Annotated in this window: 19 protein-coding genes; 12 read left to right on the plus strand and 7 right to left on the minus strand. The window is 65.2% G+C overall.

Annotated features, from left to right (window positions below; all coding sequences use genetic code 11):
- Nucleotides 1–18: 18 nt before the first annotated feature.
- The 3 genes from B9Z01_RS05590 to B9Z01_RS05600 form a co-directional block, all read right to left on the minus strand.
- A complete protein-coding gene (locus B9Z01_RS05590) occupies nt 19–1236 on the minus strand; it encodes an acyl-CoA dehydrogenase family protein (RefSeq protein WP_085481270.1) in 1218 nt (405 codons plus the stop codon).
- 59 nt (nt 1237–1295) lie between these two features.
- Complete coding sequence (locus B9Z01_RS05595; protein WP_085481271.1) at nt 1296–2651, minus strand: MFS transporter; 1356 nt, start codon at nt 2649–2651, stop codon at nt 1296–1298.
- Nucleotides 2652–2872: 221 nt separating this feature from the next.
- On the minus strand, nt 2873–4315 hold the full coding sequence (locus B9Z01_RS05600) for a spinster family MFS transporter (RefSeq protein ID WP_085481272.1): 1443 nt from the start codon (nt 4313–4315) through the stop codon (nt 2873–2875).
- 380 nt (nt 4316–4695) lie between these two features.
- Here B9Z01_RS05600 and B9Z01_RS05605 point away from each other — a divergent pair, with 380 nt between their 5' ends.
- Complete coding sequence (locus B9Z01_RS05605) at nt 4696–5793, plus strand: porin (RefSeq protein ID WP_085481273.1); 1098 nt, start codon at nt 4696–4698, stop codon at nt 5791–5793.
- Between the two features lie 23 nt (nt 5794–5816).
- On the opposite strand, the gene B9Z01_RS05610 is transcribed toward B9Z01_RS05605, so the two are convergent.
- Together B9Z01_RS05610 and B9Z01_RS05615 are read right to left on the minus strand one after the other, a co-directional pair.
- A complete protein-coding gene (locus B9Z01_RS05610) occupies nt 5817–6842 on the minus strand; it encodes a LysR family transcriptional regulator (protein WP_085481274.1) in 1026 nt (341 codons plus the stop codon).
- A gap of 11 nt (nt 6843–6853) precedes the next feature.
- On the minus strand, nt 6854–7834 hold the full coding sequence (locus tag B9Z01_RS05615; RefSeq protein ID WP_085481275.1) for an AraC-like ligand-binding domain-containing protein: 981 nt from the start codon (nt 7832–7834) through the stop codon (nt 6854–6856).
- 218 nt (nt 7835–8052) lie between these two features.
- Here B9Z01_RS05615 and B9Z01_RS05620 point away from each other — a divergent pair, with 218 nt between their 5' ends.
- Together B9Z01_RS05620 and B9Z01_RS05625 are read left to right on the plus strand one after the other, a co-directional pair.
- Nucleotides 8053–9156 carry an NAD/NADP-dependent octopine/nopaline dehydrogenase family protein gene (locus tag B9Z01_RS05620; RefSeq protein ID WP_085481276.1) on the plus strand — a complete coding sequence of 368 codons (1104 nt, stop codon included), beginning with the start codon at nt 8053–8055 and terminating at the stop codon, nt 9154–9156.
- Nucleotides 9156–10193: a 3-hydroxybutyryl-CoA dehydrogenase gene (locus B9Z01_RS05625; protein WP_085482004.1), complete on the plus strand. Its 1038-nt coding sequence runs from the start codon at nt 9156–9158 to the stop codon at nt 10191–10193. The genes B9Z01_RS05620 and B9Z01_RS05625 overlap by 1 nt, the downstream gene beginning before the upstream one ends.
- Nucleotides 10194–10263: 70 nt before the next feature.
- Here B9Z01_RS05625 and B9Z01_RS05630 read toward each other — a convergent pair whose 3' ends face one another.
- Nucleotides 10264–11193 (minus strand): LysR family transcriptional regulator, encoded by a 930-nt coding sequence (locus tag B9Z01_RS05630; protein WP_085481277.1) that lies wholly within the window; start codon nt 11191–11193, stop codon nt 10264–10266.
- 134 nt (nt 11194–11327) lie between these two features.
- Here B9Z01_RS05630 and B9Z01_RS05635 point away from each other — a divergent pair, with 134 nt between their 5' ends.
- The 8 genes from B9Z01_RS05635 (at nt 11328) to B9Z01_RS05670 (ending at nt 22338) form a co-directional block, all read left to right on the plus strand.
- On the plus strand, nt 11328–12743 hold the full coding sequence (locus B9Z01_RS05635) for an MmgE/PrpD family protein (protein ID WP_085482006.1): 1416 nt from the start codon (nt 11328–11330) through the stop codon (nt 12741–12743).
- Nucleotides 12744–12752: 9 nt separating this feature from the next.
- Nucleotides 12753–14129: an MFS transporter gene (locus tag B9Z01_RS05640; RefSeq protein ID WP_085481278.1), complete on the plus strand. Its 1377-nt coding sequence runs from the start codon at nt 12753–12755 to the stop codon at nt 14127–14129.
- Between the two features lie 17 nt (nt 14130–14146).
- Nucleotides 14147–15541, plus strand: coding sequence for an MmgE/PrpD family protein (locus B9Z01_RS05645; RefSeq protein WP_167387441.1), 1395 nt, complete (start codon nt 14147–14149; stop codon nt 15539–15541).
- Nucleotides 15538–16914, plus strand: a complete 1377-nt coding sequence (locus B9Z01_RS05650) for an MmgE/PrpD family protein (RefSeq protein ID WP_085481280.1) — start codon at nt 15538–15540, stop codon at nt 16912–16914. Before B9Z01_RS05645 ends, B9Z01_RS05650 begins: the two co-directional genes overlap by 4 nt.
- A gap of 80 nt (nt 16915–16994) precedes the next feature.
- A complete protein-coding gene (locus B9Z01_RS05655; RefSeq protein ID WP_085481281.1) occupies nt 16995–18389 on the plus strand; it encodes an MFS transporter in 1395 nt (464 codons plus the stop codon).
- A gap of 42 nt (nt 18390–18431) precedes the next feature.
- Nucleotides 18432–19937 (plus strand): FAD-dependent tricarballylate dehydrogenase TcuA, encoded by a 1506-nt coding sequence (gene tcuA, locus B9Z01_RS05660; protein ID WP_085481282.1) that lies wholly within the window; start codon nt 18432–18434, stop codon nt 19935–19937.
- A gap of 25 nt (nt 19938–19962) precedes the next feature.
- Nucleotides 19963–21066, plus strand: a complete 1104-nt coding sequence (locus B9Z01_RS05665) for an ornithine cyclodeaminase family protein (RefSeq protein WP_085481283.1) — start codon at nt 19963–19965, stop codon at nt 21064–21066.
- Nucleotides 21067–21276: 210 nt separating this feature from the next.
- The gene (locus B9Z01_RS05670; protein ID WP_085481284.1) at nt 21277–22338 is read left to right on the plus strand and encodes a DNA-binding protein; all 1062 of its coding nucleotides are present in this window, start codon (nt 21277–21279) and stop codon (nt 22336–22338) included.
- 95 nt (nt 22339–22433) lie between these two features.
- Here B9Z01_RS05670 and B9Z01_RS05675 read toward each other — a convergent pair whose 3' ends face one another.
- The gene (locus B9Z01_RS05675; RefSeq protein ID WP_143808871.1) at nt 22434–22721 is read right to left on the minus strand and encodes a hypothetical protein; all 288 of its coding nucleotides are present in this window, start codon (nt 22719–22721) and stop codon (nt 22434–22436) included.
- Nucleotides 22722–23104: 383 nt separating this feature from the next.
- Between B9Z01_RS05675 and B9Z01_RS05680 the strand changes: the two genes are divergently transcribed.
- On the plus strand, nt 23105–24457 hold the full coding sequence (locus B9Z01_RS05680; RefSeq protein WP_085481285.1) for an MFS transporter: 1353 nt from the start codon (nt 23105–23107) through the stop codon (nt 24455–24457).
- Nucleotides 24458–24524 lie beyond the last annotated feature (67 nt).

A 24524-nucleotide genomic window follows, 5' to 3' on the forward strand; every position in this document is an offset into this window, starting at 1 on the left:
GCAGTCGGACCTCCTCGATCAGGGATAGGGCGTCACCGGCGCAATGCCGACGAACAATGCCCCGGACGCGTCATAGGTGCCTTCGCCGAGGAATGCGTGCTGTGTCACGACAATCGAGTCACGCACGAGGCGCTGCATGCGGCTCTCCTGGTAGATCGCACCGATGCCCGCCATCTTGTAGGCCTCCATCACGACATCGGCGCAGGTATGCGCCGCGTGTGTCGCGCTCAGACGCAGGATATTGGCCTCGGCCGGCGCGACGGGGTCGCCCGCGAGGATCGTTTGCCATGCCGCTTCGGCCGACTCGAAGAAGAATGCCCGGGCGCTGCGCAGGCGCGCCTCGGCTTGCGCCAGGCCCGAGCGGTAATAGGCGCGGTCGGCAAGGCGCGGCGCGCCCGTGGTGGTTTGCGTCACGCCCGACATGCCCGCGAGCAGGTCGAGCGCGGCGCGCGCGAGACCGATGTTCACGCTGGCATGCACTTGCGCCTGATAAGCGACGGCCGGATAGTGATAGAGCGGTTCGTCGATCAGCGCCGCGCCGCCGCGCACGAAGGTCCAACCCTCGTCGACGAATTTGTCTTTGAGCCGCAGGTCGTGACTTCCCGTGCCTTGCATGCCGACCACCTTCCAGTTCTCGACGATTTCGACTTCGCTGGCGGGAAATACGGCCGTGAACGGTTTGCCGGCGTTGGGTTCACCCGAGTTGCCGGGTGTCCCGCCGATACCCACGCCGATCCAGTCAGCCCCTTTGCAGCCGCTCGCAAAGCGCCATTGCCCGCTCACTTTGAAGCCGCCCGGCACGCGTACCGCCTTTTGCAGCGGATAGAGTCCGCCCGCGAAAACCTGGTCGGGTCCGCCTGCGTAGAGTTTCGCCTGGGTTTCGACCGGCAACGACGCGAGGTACGTATTCGCCGACCCGAACGCGGCGACCCATGCGGTCGAGCCGTCTGCGATGGCAATGCGTTCGAGCATCGCGAGGAACTGGTGCGGCGGCAGCGCGTCGCCGCCGAAACGCTTTGGCGTGCTCGCCCGGAAAATACCGGCTCGCTTCATTTTCGCGACCATGTCGCGAGGCACGTGCGAGAGCGCGTCGAAATCGTCACGGCGGCGCTCGACTTCGCTGATCAGCGCGTCGAGCGAAAGCGGCCCAGCATATTCGGGGTAGCCATCCTGTCCGGCGATGAGCCGGAGATCGGAGCCGCGGACGTCGGCGCTTGCAGTCTGCAGGGCATGCATACGGATTACCTCTTGAAAAATTTGAAACGGGTCAGGTGTCGCCGGCCGGGCCGGCAATTTCATTCGGATTGCTGACGGGCTGCGGCACGCATCGCTTTGGGCCAGGTTTCGCGGGCGAAGCAGGTGGCGATGACCGTGATGAGTCCGAGCGCGCCGAGATAGATCGCGACGGGGACGGCGCTTCGGTAGTACGCGAGCAGGCCCGTGGCGATCATCGGCGAGAGGCCGCCACCCAGCACCGAAGAAATTTCCCGTCCGATGCCGAGCCCCGAGTAGCGCAAATGCACCGGCAGCATCTCGCTGATAAAAGCGGGTTGCGCGCCTTCGAGAATGCCGAGCGTCAGGCTGTTCGCGAGCAGGAGCGCGGCCATCACTTTCCAGTACTCGCCCGAGCCGAGCAGCGCGAAGTACGGCCACGCGACGAGCACCATCGCGATGGCGCCAAGCAGATACACCGGCTTGCGTCCCACCTTGTCGGTAATGTGTCCGGCCAGCAGCGACACGGGGATCATCAGAAGCATCGAGAGCGTGAGTCCGCCGAGTATCCACGACGATTTGACGCCGAGAAACTGGCCGTAAGCGATCGAGAACGCAAAGAAGATATACGACGCGCCACCTTCGCCGAAGCGCAGGCCGAACACGGTCAGCACTTCGCGCGGACACTGCCGCAGGACGTCGATGACGGGCATGCGGCTTTCATTTCGCGTCGCCTTGACCTCGGCGAATGCGGCACTTTCGCTAACCGAGCGGCGCATCCATAAGCCGAGCACGACGAGCGCCGCGCTGCCGAGAAACGGCACGCGCCAGCCCCAGCTCAGGAAGTCGTCGTGCGAGAGTTGCTGCGCGAGCATGAAGACCCCCGTCGACAGCACGAAACCGAACGCGGCGCCGCAAGGGCTCCATGCGGACAGCGCGCCGCGCTTCGTGAGCGGCGCGCTTTCGTGGATGAGCAGGATGCTGCCGCTCCATTCGCCGCCCGCGGCGAGCCCCTGGAGAATGCGCAGGACCACGAGCAGAACGGGTGCCGCAATGCCGATCTGATGATAGGTGGGCAGCGCGCCCATGAGCACGGTGGCCGTGCCCATCGTCATGAGCGTGAACATCATCACGGTTTTTCGGCCATAGCGGTCACCGAGATGCCCGCACAGCACGCCGCCGATCGGCCTCGCGATGAAGCCCACGGTAAAGCCGCCGAAGGCCGCGATGGTGCCCGTCAAGGGATCGTTGCCCACCGGGAAAAAGAGCTTGCCGAACACCAGTGCGGCAGCGGTGCCGTAGAGGAAAAAGTCGTACCACTCGAGTATCTGCCCGAGTACGGCAGTGGTCACGGCTCGACGGACTGCGCTCTTCGGACGCGCGAGGCGGTGCGCGGCGAGGGGAGTACTCAGGTGAGAATTCAAGGCGTCAGGATTCATGGTGAGGGCCAGGCATGAAGTTGAGGTTGCCGCTCTGTGGAGATGCCGGGCGACGCAGGTGAGTCACGTCGTCACGGCATGGGGCAACGATATGAGCCGTGCAACCACGGGTCAAATTCCGGCCAAAAATGGGCGCTATGAATGCGCTGCATGATGGGGTCTTGCCTCTGTTCCTGCCGGCCGCGACTTGCTGGCCGCGAAACGGCCCCCGCTCGTCCCAGTCAGACGCGCGTCGCGCTGAGCTCCGTGTTCGCCGCGTTCGCCGTATTCGCCGCGTGTTGCGCGCCCATGCCGGCATCCGCGCTCTGTGCATGCCGATGCTCGCGCTCGAGGCTCAGACGGAACTGGCGGCAACCGAACCCCAGCAGCACGGTCGCGAGCAGCGCCGCGACGAGGCTGACAATCGACATCGAATGACCGACGGCGAGCGGCGAGCCGAACACCTTGTCGGTCAGCAGCGCGACGAGCGTCGTACCGATGCCGAGACCGATCAGGTTCGACACGAGCAGGAAGACGGCGGAAATCTGCGCGCGCATCTGGTTCGGCGCGAGCGTCTGCATCGCGGCTGTCGAAGTCGGCATCGGGAACGACGCGAAGAACATAGCGATCACGAGCAGCGTCAGCGACCCGCCGAGACTATCCACTTGCGTGAAGGCGGCGGCGGGCACGATCATCGCCGCCGCGCCGATGCAGCCCGCGAGCATCGGGCCGTCACTGCGCCCGCGCCGCAGCAGCCAGTCGTTGAGCCAGCCGCCGCAGAACACGCCGCTGGTGTTGGCGACGAGCAGGATCGTGCCGAGCGTGTAGCCGGCTTCCACCGGCGACATGCCGAAGCGCCGGATATAGAACGCGGGCGTCCAGCTCATCAGGCAGAACAGCGTCATCGCGTAGAACGAAAAACCGATGTAGTGGCAGAAAAAGGTCTTGCCGTGCGAGCGGATGAAGCGCGCGGAATCGGCGAGCGACACGCGCCGCGCGTTGCCGCTTGCGTCCTGCACGAGCCCCTTGCGTTGCGGATCGCGCACCGTAAGGATGAACACGAGAGCGACGAGCAGGCCGGGCAGGCCGACGATGAAGAACGTCACCTGCCAGCCGTGTACCGCGCCGACGATCGGCAGCGTCACCATCGACGCCTGCTTGAGCAGCGCGATCACATAGCCGCCGATCAGGAACGCGATGCCGCCGCCGATGAACGAGCCTAGCGAATAGACGCCTGCCGCGCGGCCGAGCTTCTCCTTCGGGAAATAGTCGGCGAGCATCGAGTACGTGCCGGGCGACAGTGAGGCCTCGCCCACGCCGACGCTCATGCGCGAGAGAAACATGTACAGGAAGTTCTGGCTGATGCCGCAGGTGGCCGTGGCGACGCTCCACAGCGCGATGCCCGCCGCGATGATACGGGGCCGCGCGAAGCGGTCGGCGAGGTACGCGAGCGGGATGCCCATCACCGCATAGAAGAGCGAGAACGCGAAGCCCTGCAGGAGGCTGAATTGCGTATCGGTCAGTTGCAGGTCGCGCTTGATCGGCTCGATCATCAGCGCGAGTACCTGACGGTCGACGAACGAAAAGACATAGGCGAGCATGCAGATCAGCACGACGTACCACTCGTACGTGTAGCGTCGGGCGTCTTTCGCGCTGGCGGGTGTGCTACCAGTGGTGGGGCTCATTCTTGTTCTCCGATGTATCGATCGTGTTGTTCCCTGCTGCATGCACGCAGACGAGGCGAGTCGAACCAGCGTACGCAAACAAATTTCGCAGACAAAGGCTCAAATGTCCCAGACATCTGGTGGCAACTACCGACCGGCCTAAAGGATTTACCAGGGAGATCCCCGCGAATCACGCACGGACGGGCGCTCGCGGCTTCATTGACGGTGGGTTTGCCGGTTGCCGACGCGCTCATGAACCGGATCTATAAGTGATATACGCCCGGCTTGATCGACGTTCGATATTGGCCTTTCTAGACTCGCCCCGGTTCTTCAATAACGTGACGCGCTTCGCGGGCTCGTATGCGAAGCGACGATCCATTCTTCTCGCCGGGATGACAGGGATGACCAACTGGAAGTGGTGTATTTCACTCGCGGGTATGGCTGCGGCAGTGCCGGCCTTCGCGCAATCGAGCATCACGCTGTATGGCCGTATCGATACGTCGATCGAGTACGCGAACTTCGGGCCGGACCATGTGGCGCGCATGGGCACGGGCAATCTGTTCGCGACGCAATGGGGCTTGAAGGGCGTCGAGGATCTGGGCGGCGGCTACGCGACGATCTTCAAGCTCGAAAACGGTTTCAACTCGGCCAACGGCGCTATCAGCGGCAACGGCGCGCTGTTCGGCCGCGAGGCATGGGTCGGGCTGACCGGTCCTTTCGGCGGCTTGCAGGCCGGCGAAACCTATACGGTCCTGCACACATCGTTCGTGACCTACAGCCTGCCCGGCTATGGCGCGGGGCTCGCGTGGGGCAACGCGTCGAACAATTTCGTGCTGCCCACGTTTCTGCGCACGAGCAACACGCTGCGCTACACGTCGCCGCGCATCGGCGGCTTCCTGCTGCGCGCGACGGCCTCGCGCGGCGCCAACGGCGCGGCCAACGTGCCGTCGACCCTCGGCGATACCTATGGCGCCGGGCTCAACTACGCGAACGGGCCACTGTCGATCGATGTCGACTACATGCAGCAGAAGTTCAGCACCGCGACGGCCGCGGCGCTGTCGCCGACGAGTCCCACCGGCACCGGCAACTACGCGCTCGGCGCGATCTCGTACGACTTCGGTTTCGTGAAGCCCGCGTTTATCTACCTGCGCCACCGCGGCGGCCCCGATGTACCGACGGCGGTGGCGAGCGCCTACTCGAACCCGCACAACGACTTCTTCGAACTGAACGCGACGGTGCCGATCGGCAAGGCGTCGCTGCTCGTGAGCTACGGTCACTATCGCAAGATCGCGGACAGCGCAGGCAACGCCGATTCGTACGGGCTGCGCCTCGACTATCCGCTGTCGAAGCGCACGGTCCTCTATACGGGGGCGGCGATGGTTCGCAATGGAGAACACGCCGCGTTCGCGATCAACGGCGCGGGCGGCGGCGGGGTGCCAGTCGGCAAGCCTGGAGCCACCGCCAGCTCGCTCGTGGCCGGCATCCTGACGTCCTTCTGAGCACGCGAGGCTGCCGCCCGCGCTCACGGGTTGAGTGCGGACGGCCTCAGATTGGGCGGGATCGCGAGCCAACTCTCGTGGGGCTCGCGCGTGCCGATGCGGAACAGTTCGATCAGCAGCGCGCGCAGCCAGCGGTGACCGGGGTCCGCGTCGAAGCGTCGATGCCAGTATGCATTGACCGGCCACGTGGACGCATTGGCGATCTCGAACGCGGCCATCTCGCCGAGCGGTGCGAACGCGCGTGCAACGGTTCGCGGCAGGATCAGCGCGTAGTCGCAGCGATAGAGTATCGCGGGCACCACCATGAAATTGGGCACCGCGACTCGCACACGCGACGCGAGCCCGTGCTGCTCGAGCAGCGCCGTCGACTGCGGATGCGAGCTTACCGCGATGAACTGCAACGCGGGCGGCACGGTGCTGTCGAGCACGAAGTGATCGTCGAGCGCGTAACGTTCGGCCACGCGGCGCGGCATCATCAGCACATAACGCTCCTGTAGCAGCTCGCAGTGGTGGAAGTGGCTGAATGCATGGGGAAAATTCCCCATCGCAAAGTCGATACGCCCCGATTCGATCGCGACGTTGAACTGGTTTTCCTCGATGTGCAATGTCTCGATCACGACGCCGGGCGCGCGCCCGTCGAGCTCACGCAACAGCGTCGGCAGAAAGGCGCTTTCCGCGAAATCGCTCATATACAGGCGGAACGTGCGGCGCGAGGTGGCCGGCGAGAACTGCGCGCCTTCGTCGAGCACAGCTTGCAGGATCGCTAGCGAGCGGTCGATCGAGGCCGCCAGACGTTGCGCGCGCGGCGTGGGCTCGACGCCGCCGCCGGTGCGCACGAAGAGCGCGTCGTGAAACAGCAGGCGCAGGCGTCCCAGCGCGTGGCTCACCGATGGCTGCGTAATGCCGAGGCGCAGCGCGGCGCGTCCTACATGCTTCTCGGCGTAGACCGCGTTGAAGGTTTTCAGCAGGTTCAGGTCGAGGTTCTGGACGCGCAGTGCGCCTGCGGATTCGTCGCCTGGTGGCGGAAGGAGGTCGCTGGAGTGGGTCATGGAAACGTTCGTTACATGCCGCGCTTCGCGGTCGCCGAAGGCGGATAGCCGTAGCGGCGCGCATACGCCTTCGCGAAGTGGCCGGGGCTGTGCACACCGTGCTCGAGCAGCACGTCGGTGACGCCTCGCTCCGGATCCCCCTTCAGCGTACGGTGCACGGCTTCGATGCGCCGCTCGCGGATGTATTCGGCGGGCGACACGTCGAGAAACTGGCTAAAGCCGTTTTGCAGCGTGCGCGGCGACACGCCTGCCGCTTGCGCGAGCGTCGCAATGGACAGCGTGTCGCCGAGATGCGCGTCGATATACTCGCGCGCGCGTTTGACATGCGCCGGCAACGGCGGCTTCGCGCCGCGCGCGAGCGTCTCGCTGTACGAATGCGGCAATTGCATCAGCAGCAGCGTGGCAAGCCACTGCGTGAGCTCGGGACCGAGCAGGCTGTCGCGCGCGCTCGCGTCGATCTGCTCGCACAGGCTGCACAGATAGCGCAGCGTCGAGTGGAACACGGCGGCTCCGCCGTGCGCGCGGCCGACTTCGAGATCGAACACGAGCGGACGGCGCAGCGAGCTTTGCAGCATCTCGGCGAGCCTGATTTCGAGCGCGGCCCGGTCGATGCGCAGCAGCAGGCTGCGGCAGGCCATGTCGGTGCTGATGCGGCTCTCGCGCGACGGCGACGACACGCTCAGGCTGCCCGCCGACAGCGACACGCGCTCCTTGCCCGATTGCAGCTCGCAACGGCCGGCGAGGGTCGTGCGAAACAGATAGTGATTGTCGAGCGCGCCTGCGTCGATACGTGTTTCGCGGCCGTAGCACAGTTCGAGCAGGCTCGCGCGATGCATCGCGACGCCATAGAGCTCGGCGGCGTTCAGCGGTTCATGGCCCGAGACGTCCATGCGGTGTTCGCAAAGCAGCTTCGCCACTTCGCGTTGGACGTCCTCGCGCGCGCGTGATGCGCCGAGCCGGTTGCAGTGTTTGCGCGGAATCGCAATTTCCATCGTTTAGTGGCCTCGAAGAAACAAACGGCGGCGAGCCGCACGCCTATGATCCGATGGCCAATAAGTCCGCGCAAGAAAGGATTCACCCTCATACCGGGCGCAACGCGTACGCGGCCGTCGCAATTGTGTTGCCGGTGTTGAACAGCGTTTGCGCATGTGGAAGTGCGGCGATCGGGCCGCCCCCTTAATCTCGATGCTATTGCACAAGGAGGCGAAGAATGAAGGTTAGCGTACTGGGTGGCGGACACGGCTGCTTTGCAGCGGCGATCGATATGCTCGAAAAAGGCCACGAGGTCACATGGTGGCGGCGCGATACGGCGGCATGCGCGCGTCTGCGCGAACTGGGCGAGCTGAACGTGAAGGACTGGCGCGGCACGCGTCGCGTGCCGGTGGGCGACGCGCGCGGCGCGATTCGTCTTGCCGGCGATCTCGGCAGCGCGGTGCGCGACGTGCGTCTGATCGTGATTCCGCTGCCATCGACGACGCACGAATCGCTTGCGGGCCAACTCGCGCCGCTCCTCGCGGATGGACAGGTGGTCTATCTGCCGCCCGGCACGTTCGGCAGCTATGTGTTCGCGAAGGCAATGGACGACGCCGGCAACCGCGCGCGCGTCGCATTCGCGGAAACGGGCACGTTGCCGTATCTGGTGCGGCGCCACGGCGAGAACGACGTGGTGATTAGCGCCTACGCGACGCGTCTGCCCACGGGCGTGCTGCCCGCCGCCGCGGCCGATTGGGCGTTTCCCGTGCTCAAGGAAGGCTATCCCAGTGTCGAGCCGATCGAGGATGCGCTCAGCGGTGCGCTGATGAACGCGGGACCGGTGATCCATCCGCCTCTCATCATGATGAACGCAGGGCCGCTCGAGCATTTCGAATCCTGGGACATTCACAACGAAGGCACGCAAGCGTCGATTCGCCGCGTGACGAGCGCGCTCGACGCCGAACGGATGGCCGTGCGCGAAGCGCTCGGATACGGCGCGCCGCATTTTCCGCTCGCCGATCACTACGCGAGCGAGGGCGACGAATGGATGTATGGGCGCGGCGCGCACGGCAAGCTGACGGACAGCGGCGACTGGCGCGAGAAGATCGACCTGAAGACGCATCGCTACATGCTCGAGGACACGCGGCTCGGACTGTCGTTCATCGTCTCGGTTGGGCGCTGGGCAGGCGTGCCGACGCCGGTTGCTCAAGGGCTCCTGAGCATCGCGAGCGCGGTGGCGGAGCGTGATCTGTACCGCGAGGGCCGCACGCTCGAAAACCTCGGGCTGGCCGCGCTGTCGCGCGAGGCGATGCGCGATCGGCTCGTGCGGGGGCTCGCATGATGCACAGCGCCGCCGACGTGAAACATGTCCACGTGCTCGGCGCGGGACGCATGGGGCAGGGCATTGCGCTCGCGTTCGCGTTCGCCGGCTTGCGCGTGACGCTCATCGACTTCAAGGAGCGCGACGCGGTTGCACGCGCCGCGTTTGCGGCGGCCGCGCTCGGCGAGATTGGCCGGCAGCTGCAGACCCAGGCCGATTTCGGCCGGATCGACGCGAGCCAGGCCGCCGATGCGCTCGCGCGCGTCGAAGTACTCGATCGCGCGGGCGCCGAGGCTGCGCTCGCCGGCTGCGAGGTCGTGTTCGAAGCGGTGCCCGAAGTGATGGCGGCCAAGGAGGAGGCATTCGCGTGGCTCTGCGCGCGCGTTGGCAGCGCGGCAACGATCGCGTCCACGACGTCGACGTTCCTCGTCACCGATCTGCAGCAGGCGGTCACGCATCCGCAGCGCTTCGTCAACGCGCACTGGCTCAATCCCGCGCATCTGATGCCGCTCGTCGAGATCAGCCGCAGCGATATCACGGACCCTGCGGTGCTCGCGCGGCTCAAGGATCTGTTGCGGCGTGCCGGCAAGGCGCCGGTCGAGTGCGCGGCGTCGGCGGGGTACATCGTGCCGCGCATTCAGGCGCTCGTAATGAACGAAGCGGCGCGCATGGTGGAAGAGGGCGTGGCGAGCGCGCACGACATCGACACGGCCGTTCGTACGGGCTTCGGTCTGCGCTTCTCGGTTCTCGGGTTGCTCGAATTCATCGACTGGGGTGGTTGCGACATTCTGTATTACGCGTCGCGTTACCTTGCGAAGGAGATCGATCCGCGCTTCGAGCCGGCTGGCATCATCACGCGGCATATGGAAGAAGGACGGGATGGTATCCGCACGGGCAAGGGCTTTTACGATTACGCGGACGTCGAGGTGCCTGCCTATGTGAAGCACCGGCTCGGCGAGTTCGGGCGGTTGCTCGAGCATCTCGGGCTGGCGCCGCGTTATAACTCGGCGATCGACGCAAAAGCCGCCGCCGGGTCCAGCGAGTCCGCGAGCGCTTGATATCGAACGGGACAACGCACGGCGAAGAGTTCGCCGTGTTTGCCCGAAAACGCCAGAACAGGCGGAACGTTCAGATAACACCGCGCAGGCTCGATGGATCGAATGGCGCCATTCTGCGCAGCGCGAGGCGAAAGTCACGTGCGATCGGCGAAAGCGCGGCATCGCGCCGGCGAATCAGACCGATGGTTCGCGCGACCGTTGGATCGACCAGTGGCCGGATCGCAATGCGTGCATGCGGGTCGCGCGGTGCCGCGCAGCGCGGAATGATGGAAATGCCGAGCCCCGCCTCGACGAGTCCCAATGAGGTGGTCAGATGCTCGATCTCGATCAGCCGGTCGGGGCGCCAGTCGATATCCCTGAGCGCGGCATCGAGCATGCGCCGGTTGCCGCTCGACGTGCCCGACACGATCAGCGGCCAGGGACGCAATTCGGGCCACGCGACATGCTCGCTCGCGGCGAGCGGATGATCCGCGGGGCAGGCGAGCACATAGGGATCGACCAGCAGTTCATCGAAGGCGAGCTCAGGGGTTTCATTGACCAGAAACGCGATGCCGAACTCCGCGTCGCCGTCCGCGACACGCTGCACGACCGTCGCGAGATTGGCTTCGATGAGCCTGAGCCGTACTTCAGGGCGCCGCTTGTGATAACTGCTGACGATGCTCGGCAGCATGAATTTCGTCACCGTCGGAATGCATGCGATGGTCAACTGGCCGGCGCGCATCCGCGTCGCTTCGCTCACCAGTTCGAGCGACGCAGCGAGGTCGCGCAGCACGCCCTGCGCACGCGGCAACAGTAATTCGCCGGAACCGGTGAGCGCGACGCTGCGCGTGGTGCGCTCGAACAGCATGACATCGAGCGCTTCCTCGAGCCGTTTGATACGGCGCGTCAAAGCGGAGGCGGACAGGTTCAATTCGATCGCCGCGTCATTGAACGACGCGTGTGACGCGACCGCGACGAAGGCTCGCAATGCGTCGAGATCGACAGTCGGAAAACGGTTCATCGGTACTCCGCTGACTCTTGCGTGTGACGCAATAATAATCACGTCGCGTGCAATTCACAAATGCGTTCCCGCTGCTGATACTGAAGGCACGACATTTCCGTGCAAGCTCATTCATTCAGGGGACGTTCAAGCCGATGAACCAGCACAACGACATAGGCACAAACCCTTATACGGGCGGCGTGGCCGCATTCGTCGCGAACCTGCAATACGAGGCGATACCGGACGAAGTGCGCGCGCGCATCAAACTTCTGATCCTCGATTCAATCGGCTGCGCGATATTCGGCGCGGGACTGCCGTGGAGCCGCATTCTTGCGGATACCTTGCAGCGCGTCGACAGTACGCCGGGCTGCCGCGTGTGGGGCATGCCGTTGCGTTTGTCCGCGCCGCATGCGGCGCTCGTCAACGGCACCTTGATCCAGAGTTTCGAACTCGACGACGTGCATCGCGTCGGCGTGCTGCATGTCGGCGCGGTGACCTTGCCGGCCGTGCTGGCCGTTGCCGAGTTGCTGTCCGCCGACGCGCCGATGACGGGGCGCGAGTTCCTGCGTGCCTGCGTGGCGGGCTACGAAGTGGGCCCGCGCGTGGGCATGTGCATGGGACCCGAGCACATCGCACAGGGCTGGCATTCGGGCGCGACGGTCGGCGTATTTTCCGCGGCGGCTGGCGCGGCAGCCGCGCTGCGGCTCGATGCGCAACAGACAGTGCATGCGCTCGGGATCGGCGGCACGCAGTCGGCGGGGCTGATGGCCGCGCAGTTCGGCGCGATGGTCAAGCGCATGCACGCGGGCCGCGCCGCGCAAAGCGGCCTGTACGGCGCGTTGCTCGCGCAAAACGGTTTCACCGGTATCGTCGACGTGTTTGAAAACCCCTACGGCGGATTTTGCAGCACGTTCTCGCGCTCGTTGGACCGCTTCGATCTGGCGCAACTCGTGGACGGCCTCGGCGAGCGCTTCGAGACCCTGCGCATTGCGCTGAAGTTCTACTCGTGCGTGGGCAGCAATCACACGACGCTCGACGCGATCCGTGCGATGCAGGCGCGCCATCCGTTCGGCCCGGACGATATCGAGCAGATCGTCGTGCACGGTTCGCGCGTGACGGTCGACCATGTGGGCTGGAAGTACGTGCCACAGGGGCTGACCTCGGCGCAGCTCAACCTGTCGTATTGCGTCGCAACGCTGCTGCTCGAAGGCGACGTATTCGTCGACCAGTTCAGCGAGGACAAAGTCGCGGACCCGCAGCGCATGGCGCTGGCGGAGCGCGTTCAGGTGGTGGAGGATCCGTCGATCACGGCGCGCGGCTCGCTCCTGCGGCACATGGTGCGCGTCGAGGTGCGCTTGCGCGACGGCACCCGGCTCGAAGAAACGGTCGAGGCGCAGCGCGGCAGCGAACACGCGTTCGCGAGCGCGGCGGACATCGTGGGCAAGATGAGAAAGCTTGCCGCGCATCGGATCGACGCCCGGCAAATCGCCGGCATCGTCGACTGGGTGATGCACGCCGAAGACCAGCCGGACGCCAGCGAGCTGGCGCGTCTTCTCGCGCTCGCCGCTTGAGGAGCCATCGTGGCCGCCACTGCGCACACTCTGACGTTACCCGCGACGCGTGCCGCGCGGCGCGAGCAATTGCGCTCGATCATCGGCGGCAGCGCCGGCAATGTCATCGAGTGGTATGACTTTCTCGCGTATTCGATCTTCTCCATCTATTTCAGCAAGGCGTTCTTCCCGGGCGGCAATCAGACCGCGCAACTTCTGAACGCGGCAGCCGTCGCCGCGATCGGCTATGTCGTGCGGCCGCTCGGCAGTTGGGCCATCGGCGCGCTCGCCGACCGGCATGGGCGGCGCATCGCGCTGAGCCTGTCGGTTGCGATGATGAGCATCGGCTCGCTGATCATCGCGGCGACGCCGACGTATGCGTCGATCGGCGTGGCCGCGCCTGCCGTGCTGATCTGCGCGCGTCTGCTGCAGGGCTTCAGCATGGGCGGCGAAGCGGGCACGAGCGCGACCTATCTGAGCGAAATGGCGCCGACGGGCCGGCGCGGTTTCTTTGTCGGCTTCGTCCAGGTGACGGTGGTGATGGGCCAACTGCTGGCGCTCGCGCTGATGCTCGTGCTGCAACGGCTCGTGCTGACGCCCACGCAACTCGAACAGTGGGGCTGGCGGATTCCGTTTGCGATCGGCGGCGCACTGGCCGTGTTCGCACTCTATCTGCGGCGCGGCATCGCGGAGACCGACGCGTTCGCACGCAATCGCGGTGCCGGTGCTGAAGCACAGGCGCGCACGCAGACGGAGCGGGGCAGTCTGCTCGTGCTGCTGATCCAGCACCGGCGTCAGACACTGTGGACGATCGGCATCAGCATCGGCGGCACGGTCGCGTTCTATACGTTCACGATCTATCTGCAGAAGTTCATGGTCAACACCACCGGTTTCAGCCGCAATACGGCGACGCTGGTCGCGACCGTGGCGCTGGTCATTTACATGGGTTTCCAGCCGCTTTTCGGCCTGCTGTCCGATCTGATCGGGCGGCGCCCGGTCATGATGATCTTCGGCGTCGGCGGCACGTTCCTGACCGTGCCGCTGATGCATGCGCTCGGCGCGACGCATAGCGCGCTCACGGCGTTCGCGCTGAACCTTGCGGCCCTCGGTATTCTCAGCGGCTTTTCGTCGATCCATTGGCTCGTCAAGTCGGAGCTTTTTCCCGCCAGGGTTCGCGCACTCGGCGTGGGCCTGCCGTTTGCGATCGTGTCCTCGGTGATGGGCGGCACCACCGAATATCTCGCGTTGCGCTTCAAGCACGACGGTCACGAAGCGTGGTTCTTCTATTACGTGAGCGCGTGCGCGGCGATTTCGCTCGTCACGTATGTGCTGATGCCCGAGACGCGCCATCGGTCGGTGATCGACCAAGAAGCCGACGAAGAAGCCGACGAAGAAGCACGTCAATGATCAACGGAGACGCTTTCATGCAACCGGCTTCATCGGCAGGGCTCAGCGCGGCGCAGTCGTTGTCGGAGTATGCGCTCGGTGTGCGCTTCGAGCAGTTGCCCGCCGACGTCGTGCGGCTTGCGAAAGACTGCCTGATCGATGCGATCGGCGCGGCGTTGTACGGACACGAAGTGGAGGCCGGGAGGGCCGCGCTGCGCTATGTCGGCCATGCGGCCGCGGGCCCTTGCGCGATTCCTGGCACGAACCGGCGCGTCGCGCCCGAAGCGGCGGCGTTCGCGGGCGGCGTGCTGGTCCATGCGGCGGAGCTCGACAGCCTGCGGCAACCCGGCGCCGGTGTTCATCCCGGCGCAACGCTGGTGCCGGTCGCACTGGCCGCCGCACAGGTTGCCGGCGCGTCGGGGCGCGAATTGCTCGCGGCGCTCGTCGCCGGTATCGAGGTGCTGTTTCGCATCGGTGCCGCCACGAAGCACTCCGCCGAAGCACGCGGCTTTCATGCGCCGGGTCTGACGGGGCCGTTCGGCGCCGCGATCGTCGCGGGCAAGCTGGCCCGCGTCGATGCGCACACGTTGTGCCACGCGCTCGGCATTGCCGGCTCGTTGAGCGGCGGGTTGCTCGAATTCGCCAGGTCCGGCGACGGCGGTCTCGTCAAACGTCTGCACCTGGGACGCGCGGCGCAATCGGGCATCGTCGCCGTGCAACTGGCGCAAGCGGGCTTCGACGGACCATCGAGCGTGCTCGAAGGGCGCTACGGTTTTCTGCACGCGTATTGCGAGACCTCGGACGCGGCGCGTCTGACCGACGGTCTGGGCACGCGCTACGAAACGCCGACGTTATGCCTGAAGCGCTACGCGTGCCACATCGTGGCGCACACACCGGTCTACGCGGCGCAGCAACTGCGCGCCGCACACGATATCGACGCGCGCCGTATCACCGCCATCCAGATCGAGGGCGCGCCGCGTCTGGCCGCGAATCACGATATCAAGCTGCCGGCCAATCAGGTTCTCGCGCAATACAGCGTACCGGTTTGCGTGGCGGCGGCGCTGCTGCACGATGCCGACGATCCGGCGAGCTTCGGCGAGCGCCTGTTGCAGGACGAGGCCATCCGTCAGCTCGCGCAACGCGTGACGCTGGTCGCGAGCGGCGCCACCGGTCTCGCAACCGTCACACGCATCACGCTCGATGACGGCACGATCTACGAGAGGGCGCAAGCGGATTTTCCGGGCTGCCCGTCGACACCGTTCACACCGGCCCAGTTGCGCGGCAAGTTCATGCGGATGGCAAAGCGCTCAGGCGCCGCGGCGTCCACGCTGTTCGAGCGGCTGGACCGGGTGGAAGACGAAGCGGATCTGCACTGGCTCGACGCGATGCCTTCTTCGCCACCCGATGCATCTGCTGGAGGAGACCACCGATGAGTACTGCGAACATTGCCAGATCGCTGGGTGAACGCATCGCGGCGTTCGCGTGGGCCGACGTGCCCGGCGAAGCGTTGCGCTGGGCGCGCATCGGTATCATCGACACGATCGGCGTGATGCTCGCCGGCGCGGGAGAGCCGTGCGCACGGATCGCGCGGACCGTGGCGGGGCCCTCGAACGGGGCGGCACTCGTGGTCGGCACGCGCGAACGGATGAAGGCGAGCGACGCGGCGTTCGTCAACGGCACGGCCGCGCATGCGCTCGACTTCGACGATTGCAGCAATACGCTCGGCGGCCATCCGTCCGCGCCGATCCTGCCCGCGCTCTTCGCGCTGGCCGAAGATGCGCACGCGAGCGGGCGGCAGCTCGTCACCGCCTACGTGGCGGGTTTCGAAGCGCAGGCTCGCATCGCGCACGCCGTCAATTTTCACCACTACGACAAGGGCTGGCATCCGACGGCGACGCTCGGCGTATTCGGCGCATGTGCGGCGTCGGCGCATCTGCTCGGACTGGACGCGGCGCGCACGGCGACGGCGTTGTCGATTGCCGCGTCGTTCGCCTCCGGCATCAAGGCCAATTTCGGCACCATGACGAAGCCGTTGCATGTCGGCCATGCGTCGCGCAACGGCTTGATCGCGGCACTGCTGGCGCGCGAGGGCTTCAGCGCCGGCGACGAAGCCTTCGAACATCGCCAGGGATTTTTCAACGTCTACAACGGCATCGGCCATTACAACGCTGAAGCGGCGCTGAGCCATTGGGCCGAGCCGCTCGACATCGTCGAACCGGGCATTGCGATCAAGCAGTATCCATGTTGCGGCAGCACGCACCCCGCCATCGACGCGATGCTGATGCTCGTCAGCGACTACGGCCTGAAGCCGGACGATGTCGAATCGGTCATCTCGTGGACGCATCCCCGCCGCCTTCAGCATACGAATCGCCCGCAGCCGGCCAGTGCGCTCGACGCGAAATTCAGCGTGCAGTACTGCGTGGCGCGCGCGCTGGCGCAGGCACGCGTGGTGCTGTCCGACTTCGAAGGCGAGGCGTTCCGCGACCCGGCGATTCGCGCGCTGATGGCGAAGATCGTCGCAGAGCCTGATCCGCTGGCGGACCAGCAGGCGGATCATTTCGGCGCGGAAGTCGTGGTTCAGCTGCGCGATGGGCGGCGCTTGTCTCGCCGCGTCGCGCGGGCGGCGGGCAGGACGTCGGCGAATCCGCTGCCGGACGCGCGGATCGAAGCCAAGTTTCTCGACTGCGCGAATCACGCATTGACGCCCGATGCGAGCCGCGACGCGTTGGGCATGCTCTGGCGCATCGACAGCCTGGAAGACGTCACCACGTTGAGCGCTTTACTCGAAGCTGGTTTGCGGCACTGACGCGGCTGTCGGGCCCAGCGGACGGCTTCATCCGCAAGACAATCGCGCGGCTACGACCGCCGGACATGAAGGAGACAGGCATGAACGACTTACTCGTCGCTGCGCGCGTCGACCGTTTGCCGAACTCGCGGATGCATCGTGAATGGATGTTCCTGTTCGCGATTCCGCTCTTTTTCGATAGCTGCGATATCAACACGTTTGCGTCGGCGGCGCCCGCGCTGGTCCGGCATTGGCACATCGCGATCAACGAGATCGCGCTGATCACGTCCGCGAGTTTCATCGGCATGTTCTTCGGCGCGACGCTCGGTGGCTTGCTGTCCGACCGGCTTGGCCGCAAACGCTCGCTGATGCTGTTCGTGCTGATCTCGTCGCTCGGTTCGCTGGCCACCGCGCTCGTGCCGAGCGTCCCGTATCTGTTCGCCGCACGGGTCATCACCGGCTTCGGCATTTCCGCGGGCATGGTGACGGTCATGACCTACATCGCCGAGTTGTTCCCGGCGCGCTCGCGCGGCACCTGGCAGTCGTGGGCCATGGTCATCAACCTGTGCGCGATTCCGATGACGAACTTCGTCGCGCGGCTGCTCGTGCCATACGGACCGGACGGCTGGCGCTGGGTCTTCGTGTGGGGCGCGCTGGGCATCGCGTTTCCGCTGATCGCGAAACGGCTTCCCGAGTCGCCGCGCTGGAGCGTGAGAGCAGGGCGCTTCAGCGAAGCGGAAACCGCGCTCGCGGCGATGGAAACGAGGAGCATGGCCGAAGGCAATGTGCTGAGCGCACCGGAAGTGGTCGTGCGAGCGCCCGAACCGCGCGAGCCGTGGACGACGATGTTCAACCCTGTCTACCGTCGCCGCACGCTCGCGCTCTGCGCGATCTGGCTGCTGCAGACGATCGGCTTCTACGGCTTCGAAGCCTGGGTGCCGACCCTGCTCGTGCATCACGGCATCACGATTGCCCGCAGCCTGACGTATTTCACGCTGATCAACGTGGGTGCGCCGCTCGGCGCATTGCTCGCGGTCTATCCCGCCGACCGTTTCGAACGCAAGCATCTGATCGCGCTCGTCGCGCTGCTGATCGCGGCATTTGGTCTGCTGTACGGGCTGAGCTTTACCCCGGTGCTGATCGTGACGTTCGGATTCGCGGTCGGCATGCTGACGCAGACCTTCGCGACGCTGCTCTATTCGTATACGCCCGAACAGTTTCCGACCGGCGTGCGCAACAGCGCCACGGGTCTCACGTATGGCGCGGGCCGGATCGCGAATGTGGCGAATGCTTTCGTGATCGCCGCGGTCTACACGAACTACGGCTACGCAACCGTGTTCATGTATATCGCGGGCGCGTGGTTCCTGACCGCGTTGATTACCGTCGTCTTCGGCCCTCGGACCACCGGCCGCAGCCTCGAAACCCTGAACCCTGGCGTGGGTGTCGAAGCCGACGCGGCATCGCTGACGCCGCTTGCCGAATACCCGCGACGCTAAGGTCTGCTTACCTATGGAACACTGGAACTGGAGAGCCAACTGATGACCCTCAACGTCAATGAACTCAACGATATCGACGTGCTCGTAATCGGCGCGGGAAACGCGGCGGCCAATGCGGCACTGGCCGCGCGCGAAGGCGGCGCGAAGCGCATCGTGCTGCTCGAGAGTGCGCCGCAGGAAGCGCGCGGCGGCAACTCCGCATTTACGGGCGGTGCATTCCGTTTCGTCTACGACTCCATCGACGATCTGCTGAAGCTCGCGCCGGATATCGCGGAACTGGATTTGCCGAATATCGATTTCGGTACCTATACGCGTGAGCAGTACTTCGACGATATCGGCCGGCTCACGGAGTTCCGCGCCGATCCGGATCTGACCGACGTACTGATCGGCAACAGCTATGACGCCGCGCTGTGGCTCAAGCGGCATGGCGTGCGATTCCAGCCGGCGCTGGGGCGGCAGGCGTTTCGTGTCGAAGGCAAGTTTCGCTTCTGGGGCGGTCTTGCCTGCCACATTCTGGGCGGCGGCACGCATCTCGTCGAAACGCTGCATCAAGCCTTGAAAGATGCGGGAATCGATGTTGTCTATCGGACGCAGGCAATGGGTCTCCTGCATGGCGACGGAGGTATCGAAGGCGTACGCGCGATGCATGACGGCAAGCCGGTCGAGATTCGCGCGAAAGCGGTGGTGCTCGCATGCGGCGGGTTCGAATCGAGCGCGGAGATGCGCGCGCGCTATCTCGGGCCGAACTGGGATCTCGCGAAAGTGCGTGGCACACGCTACAACACCGGCTGGGGTCACAAGATGGCGATGGAAATCGGCGCGGCGGTCACGGGGCACTGGTCGGGCGCGCATGCGGTGCAATGGGACATGAACGCGCCCGAGTACGGCGATCTGACGATTGGAGACCGCTTCCAGAAACATAATTATCCGTTCGGGATTCTGGTGAACGCGAAGGGCGAGCGGTTCCTCGACGAGGGACTCGATTTCCATAGCTTCACCTACGCGAAATATGGGCACGAAGTACTGCGCCAGCCGGGTCTTTTTGCCTGGCAGATATTCGATCAGAAGGTCGTCAAGCTGCTGCGCGACGAGTACCGGATTGCGCGAATCACGAAGGAAACGGCGAATACGCTCGAAGAACTGGCGCAGAAACTCACGGGCGTCGATCCGGAAGGTTTTCTGCGCACCGTGCGCGCGTACAACGATGCGTCACGGCCCGATACGCCGTTCAATCCGAACATCCACGACGGTCTGCGCACGCGCGGGCTCGCCATCGACAAAACCAACTGGGCCAATCGGCTCGACACACCGCCCTATGAAGCCTACGGCGTCACCACGGGCGTGACTTTCACGTTCGGCGGACTCAAGGTATCGACCGACGCCGAGGTGCTCGACACGTCGGGCGCACCGATCCGGGGGCTCTTCGCGGCGGGCGAAATTGTCGGCGGTCTTTACTATCACAACTACGGCAGCGGCACCGGGCTCGTCGCCGGCGTCGTGTTCGGACGGCGCGCGGGGGCAGGGGCCGCGCGGCTCGTCGCACGCTGATCCACCAGCTCGGAGACTCGACACGATGCTGCTGATAGATAACGACTGTGTCGCGCGCGTGCTCACGATGCGCGATTGCATCGACGTGCAGGAACGCGCGTTCGCCGGGCTGCCGGACGGCGCCTCGATTGGGCGTCCGCGTATCGACACGTATGTGCCGACGCTGAGCGACGACAGCTATTACCGTTTTGGTTCGGTCGATGGCGCGACCGGCGGCATTCTGGCGGTCCGTCTCAAATCGGACGTGATGGTGTGGCCGCGTGACGCCGACGGCCGCGCGGGCAGTGAGCAGAAGTACTGCGTCGAGCCCGGCACGTATTGCGGGCTGGTGATGTTGTTCAGTACCGAAAACGGCGCGCCGCTCGCGATGCTCAACGATGGCCACCTGCAGCACATGCGCGTGGGCGGCGCGGCAGGACTCGGCACCCGGCTGCTGGCGCGCGAGGACGCGCATGTCGTCGGCATGATCGGCTCGGGCGGCATGGCGCAAACGTTTCTCGAAGCGCTGGTGGCGGTGCGCGATATCCGGCGCGTGCGCGTCTTCAGCCGTCGCGAAGCGAACCGGACGCGTTTTGCGCACGACATGCGGGCGAAATTCGGCATCGAGGTCGAAACAGTGGGCTCGGCTGAGCAAGCGGTGCGCGGCGCCGACATCGTCGCCACCTGCACCGACAGCATGACGCCCGTGATCGACGCCGACTGGCTGGAACCCGGCATGCACGTGGTGGCGCTCACGCCGCGTGAATTCGACGCCCGGGTGGCAGCCCGTTTCGACGTGCGCATCGCGCAGGGCCATGAGCGGCTTGCGCTGGAGGAAAGCGAACGCTTCAGCCAGCGTGTGTCGGGCAGCCCGAATGCGTTCATCGGCGGAAGCAACGAGGAGCGGGCGCGTCTGCCCGTGTCGCGCGGCGAGCGCGTGGATACGGCGGGCTGGCCGGTCTACACCGACGTCATTACCGGCCGCGCGCCCGGCCGCACGGATGCCCGGCAGATCACTTTCTATTACACGGTCGGAAACTGGGGGGTTCAGTTCGCGGCGGTGGGCGGGCACGCATACCGGGAAGCGGCGCGGCAAGGCCTTGGCATGTCGTTGCCGGATCACTATTTCCTGCAGTCCATCAGGAATTGATCAGGAAGTGAGCGATCTTAGACACGTGCGCAGACGTGTGTGAAGGCGGCAAATTCATGCAAACAGAGGAACATCCGAAAGATCTACATCCCCATTCCATAAACACGACATTATAGTACTAATGTCGTGTATTAGATGTTCATGTGTAGTGTTTTTAGCGTATTACGTTGTATTATCAACGTATCGACAACCCTATGCCCTGAGCGCGCCATGACACTCGAATCCGACATCGAAGCCGCCCGCGAACATGCGTCCGACACACAGGCGCTGTACCGCGAGGTCTGTGCGCTGCTGTTTTTCCGCTACGGTGAAACGCCGACCGCCAACCGGCTTTATCAACTGGTGCGCAAAGGCAGCATGAGCGCGCCGGCCAAGGCTTTGCGCGATTTCTGGGTCGAGGTGCGCGACAAGACTCGCGTCGACGTCGGGCGTCCGGATCTGCCGTCCGACGTTGCGGCGGCAGCCGGAGAATTCGCCGCCCAGCTATGGCGTCTGTCGAGCGACGCCGCGAGCGCCGCGCTGGACGTGTTCCGGCAGGACGCGCAGACGGAAGTCGCCGCGGCGCGCGAAGAGGCACAGGAACGGGAAATACAGCGGCTGGCCGCCGTCCAGAAGGCTGAGCAGGCAGCGAACGACGCCGTCGCGCTGCGCGCGCAGATCGGCGGGCTCGAGGCACGCATCGTCGAGTTGCAGACCGCCAACGAGATGCTGATGACGCAACTGGCGGCGTCGAAGGAAGAAATCGCGACGGGAAGCGCCGCGCTGGCGGACGCCCGGCGCGATTTCGCCGACGAACTGGCCAAGCTGCGCCGCTCGCACGAACAGAACGAGCAGCGGCTCGCTGCCGCCGAAAAACGTGCGTTGCTTGAGATCGAGAGCGAACGGGAGGCGGCGCAACGTCTGCGCAAGGAATTGCAGGCTGGCAATGAGCGGACGGCGACGCTCGAGGCCGAATTCCGGGCGCAGCGCGATGCCTTGCGCGATGAACTTGCCGTGGCGAAAGCCGGGTTGGTCGCGTCCAATACACGGCATGCGGCAACCAGCGCGCAACTCGCGGAAAAGGACGCGTTGCTGGCCGAACGCGTGGCCGCAACGGATCTGCTTCGTCAGCGCATCGAAACGATATCGCGGCAGTTGGAAACGGCGCGAACGGCAAGAACGCCGGCGCGCCCTGCCCGCCGCTCGCGTGAAAAAGCCGCCTCGCAAAGCCGCGCGGCGGCAGGCTTTTCCGGCGCGCCGTTTATCTGGCGAAAGTTGAATCCAAAGAAGTGACGGCGCGTGATGGCGGCAGTGTTCACTGCTACCTGAAACCGCCTGCGCTTCGATGCGCGTGCAACGATGTGCGTTTGCGCGTCAGCGCGCGCATTTTAAAACCGCGGATGACACTCGAAATCGACCGACGAACCGTGTTCGCTCATCCCGCTTACACCGCTGACGGTTTCCATCGTCACGCTGCTTTGCATGCCGCGGCGCTCGCAGTAGTCGCGCGCTTCGTTCATCGCGTGTTCGTGCGCGCGGGCCCATGCCATCCGGCCGCCTGTCGCGCTCGCCGCGACCGTGTAGGTGCCGGGTTTGCCGGTGGCGGCTACATCGGTGCTCGACGCGCATCCGACGAGACTCGCGCACGCGAGCACCGCCGCGGCGAAACCGCGCATGCGGATCACGAGCGGCGCACTCTTCTTTCCCGCCACGCGTTCGCGCGCCAACCCAATAGATGAAACGCCCCGCGCATGCCCTCTTGCGAGCCTGCCGCGAATACCGTCCGAATCCAGATCAACCATAGCGCAACACCTGCATTTTTAACCGATTACAAGCCCTCAATTATCCGTAATCATTCGCGCGAGATCAGCCGCTCCATCCGAAAACACTGTTGCGTGCACCTTAACAATGCCGCCATGCAAGGCGCGGATGAGCGGACCCTACCGTTGACAAAAGAGCTTCCGGAATCGCATTTCAGCGTCTAGTCTGTAACGACGCTTTTTCAATGCACCGGCAAACATACCGGCATGCGCCGGACGCCGAACCGGAGGAGACATCGATGGATCTCGAGGCACGCACCCTGCGACGCGTCACGGCCCGGCTCGTGCCGTTCCTGATTCTTTGCTATTTCATCGCCTATCTCGATCGCGTGAACGTCGGCTTCGCGGCACTGCAGATGAACAAGGCGCTCGACCTGTCCGCGAGCGCGTTCGGTTTCGGCGCGGGCGTGTTCTTCATCGCCTACTTCTTTTTCGAAGTGCCGTCGAACCTGCTGCTCGAACGCTTCGGCGCGCGCCGCTGGATCGCGCGAATCATGTTTACGTGGGGCATCCTCGCGGGCGCCATGGCGTTCATCCCCGACATCGCGCGCTTCACGGGTTTCTCGCCCGCACATGTGTTCTTCGGTCTGCGCATCCTGCTCGGGGTGGCCGAGGCCGGCTTCTTCCCCGGCATCATCTTTCTGCTCACATTGTGGTTTCCGGCCGCCTATCGCGGCCGCGTGGTCGGCTACTTCATGGCGGCGATTCCGCTGTCGACGGTAATCGGCGCCCCGATCTCGGGCGCGCTGCTCTCGCTCGACGGCCGCGGCGGTCTCGGCGGCTGGCAGTGGGTGTATCTGATCGAGGCGCTGCCCGCGGTGCTGCTGTCGTTCGTGGTGCTGTTCTATCTGACCGACAAGCCCGCCGACGCCACGTGGCTCGCCGCCGAAGAACGCGACTGGCTGATCGCGCGCCAGAAGCAGGAGCGCGAGCATCGCGAGGCGGTGCGCAGCTTCAGCGTGAAGGAAGCGCTGATCAATCCGCGCGTGCTCGCGATCGCGCTGATTTATTTCGGCGCGAACGCGACCAACTACGGGTTGAGCTTCTTTCTGCCGCAGATCGTCAAGTCCTTCGGCCTGACCAATCTGCAGACGGGCTTCGTGACCTCGCTGCCGTATGTGGTCGGCGTCATCAGCATGGTCCTGTGGGGACAGCATTCGGACCGCAAGCTCGAGCGCCGCTGGCATGTGGCGATCGCGCTGCTGGTTGCGGCCGGCGGTATCGCGGCGGCGGCCGGGCTCGACAATCCGGTGCTGAAGATGATCGCGCTATCGATTGCCGGGTTCGGCATTTTCGGCTGCCTGCCGGTGATCTGGACCTTGCCGGCCGCGTTCCTGTCGGGCGCGGCGGCTGCGGGCGGCATCGCCGCGATCAATTCGCTCGGCAATCTGGCGGGATTTTTCGGACCGTTCGCGATGGGCTGGATCAAGGACAGCACCGGCGGCTTCGGCGCGGGGCTGCTGTGCCTCGCGGGCGCGGGGCTGGTCGGCGTCGCCGCGGTGTTGCTGCTGCATCACGATGCGTCGCTCGAAACGACGCATGGGCATCCGGATGCCCATGCGGCGGGTGACGCGGGCGTCGCGCGGTATTAGCACTGGCTGCGTGAAGAGCTTGCGCCCGCATTCGAGGCGCCCCAGATCCGGTATCGACGCGCCCCCC

The organism is Paraburkholderia susongensis (assembly GCF_900177725.1).
GTDB classification, from domain to species: domain Bacteria; phylum Pseudomonadota; class Gammaproteobacteria; order Burkholderiales; family Burkholderiaceae; genus Paraburkholderia; species Paraburkholderia susongensis.

Bases quoted from the DNA above. Each gene is read 5' to 3' on its own strand.
- B9Z01_RS05635 (WP_085482006.1), top strand. From the start codon at position 11,328: ATGAACCAGCACAACGACATAGGCACAAACCCTTATACGGGCGGCGTG.
- B9Z01_RS05645 (WP_167387441.1), top strand. From the start codon at position 14,147: ATGCAACCGGCTTCATCGGCAGGGCTCAGCGCGGCGCAGTCGTTGTCG.
- B9Z01_RS05615 (WP_085481275.1), bottom strand. From the start codon at position 7,834: ATGGAAATTGCGATTCCGCGCAAACACTGCAACCGGCTCGGCGCATCA.
- tcuA (WP_085481282.1), top strand. From the start codon at position 18,432: ATGACCCTCAACGTCAATGAACTCAACGATATCGACGTGCTCGTAATC.
- B9Z01_RS05620 (WP_085481276.1), top strand. From the start codon at position 8,053: ATGAAGGTTAGCGTACTGGGTGGCGGACACGGCTGCTTTGCAGCGGCG.
- B9Z01_RS05670 (WP_085481284.1), top strand. From the start codon at position 21,277: ATGACACTCGAATCCGACATCGAAGCCGCCCGCGAACATGCGTCCGAC.
- B9Z01_RS05665 (WP_085481283.1), top strand. From the start codon at position 19,963: ATGCTGCTGATAGATAACGACTGTGTCGCGCGCGTGCTCACGATGCGC.
- B9Z01_RS05675 (WP_143808871.1), bottom strand. From the start codon at position 22,721: ATGCGCGGTTTCGCCGCGGCGGTGCTCGCGTGCGCGAGTCTCGTCGGA.
- B9Z01_RS05650 (WP_085481280.1), top strand. From the start codon at position 15,538: ATGAGTACTGCGAACATTGCCAGATCGCTGGGTGAACGCATCGCGGCG.
- B9Z01_RS05605 (WP_085481273.1), top strand. From the start codon at position 4,696: ATGACCAACTGGAAGTGGTGTATTTCACTCGCGGGTATGGCTGCGGCA.
- B9Z01_RS05590 (WP_085481270.1), bottom strand. From the start codon at position 1,236: ATGCATGCCCTGCAGACTGCAAGCGCCGACGTCCGCGGCTCCGATCTC.
- B9Z01_RS05630 (WP_085481277.1), bottom strand. From the start codon at position 11,193: ATGAACCGTTTTCCGACTGTCGATCTCGACGCATTGCGAGCCTTCGTC.
- B9Z01_RS05600 (WP_085481272.1), bottom strand. From the start codon at position 4,315: ATGAGCCCCACCACTGGTAGCACACCCGCCAGCGCGAAAGACGCCCGA.
- B9Z01_RS05655 (WP_085481281.1), top strand. From the start codon at position 16,995: ATGAACGACTTACTCGTCGCTGCGCGCGTCGACCGTTTGCCGAACTCG.
- B9Z01_RS05625 (WP_085482004.1), top strand. From the start codon at position 9,156: ATGCACAGCGCCGCCGACGTGAAACATGTCCACGTGCTCGGCGCGGGA.
- B9Z01_RS05610 (WP_085481274.1), bottom strand. From the start codon at position 6,842: ATGACCCACTCCAGCGACCTCCTTCCGCCACCAGGCGACGAATCCGCA.
- B9Z01_RS05595 (WP_085481271.1), bottom strand. From the start codon at position 2,651: ATGAATCCTGACGCCTTGAATTCTCACCTGAGTACTCCCCTCGCCGCG.
- B9Z01_RS05680 (WP_085481285.1), top strand. From the start codon at position 23,105: ATGGATCTCGAGGCACGCACCCTGCGACGCGTCACGGCCCGGCTCGTG.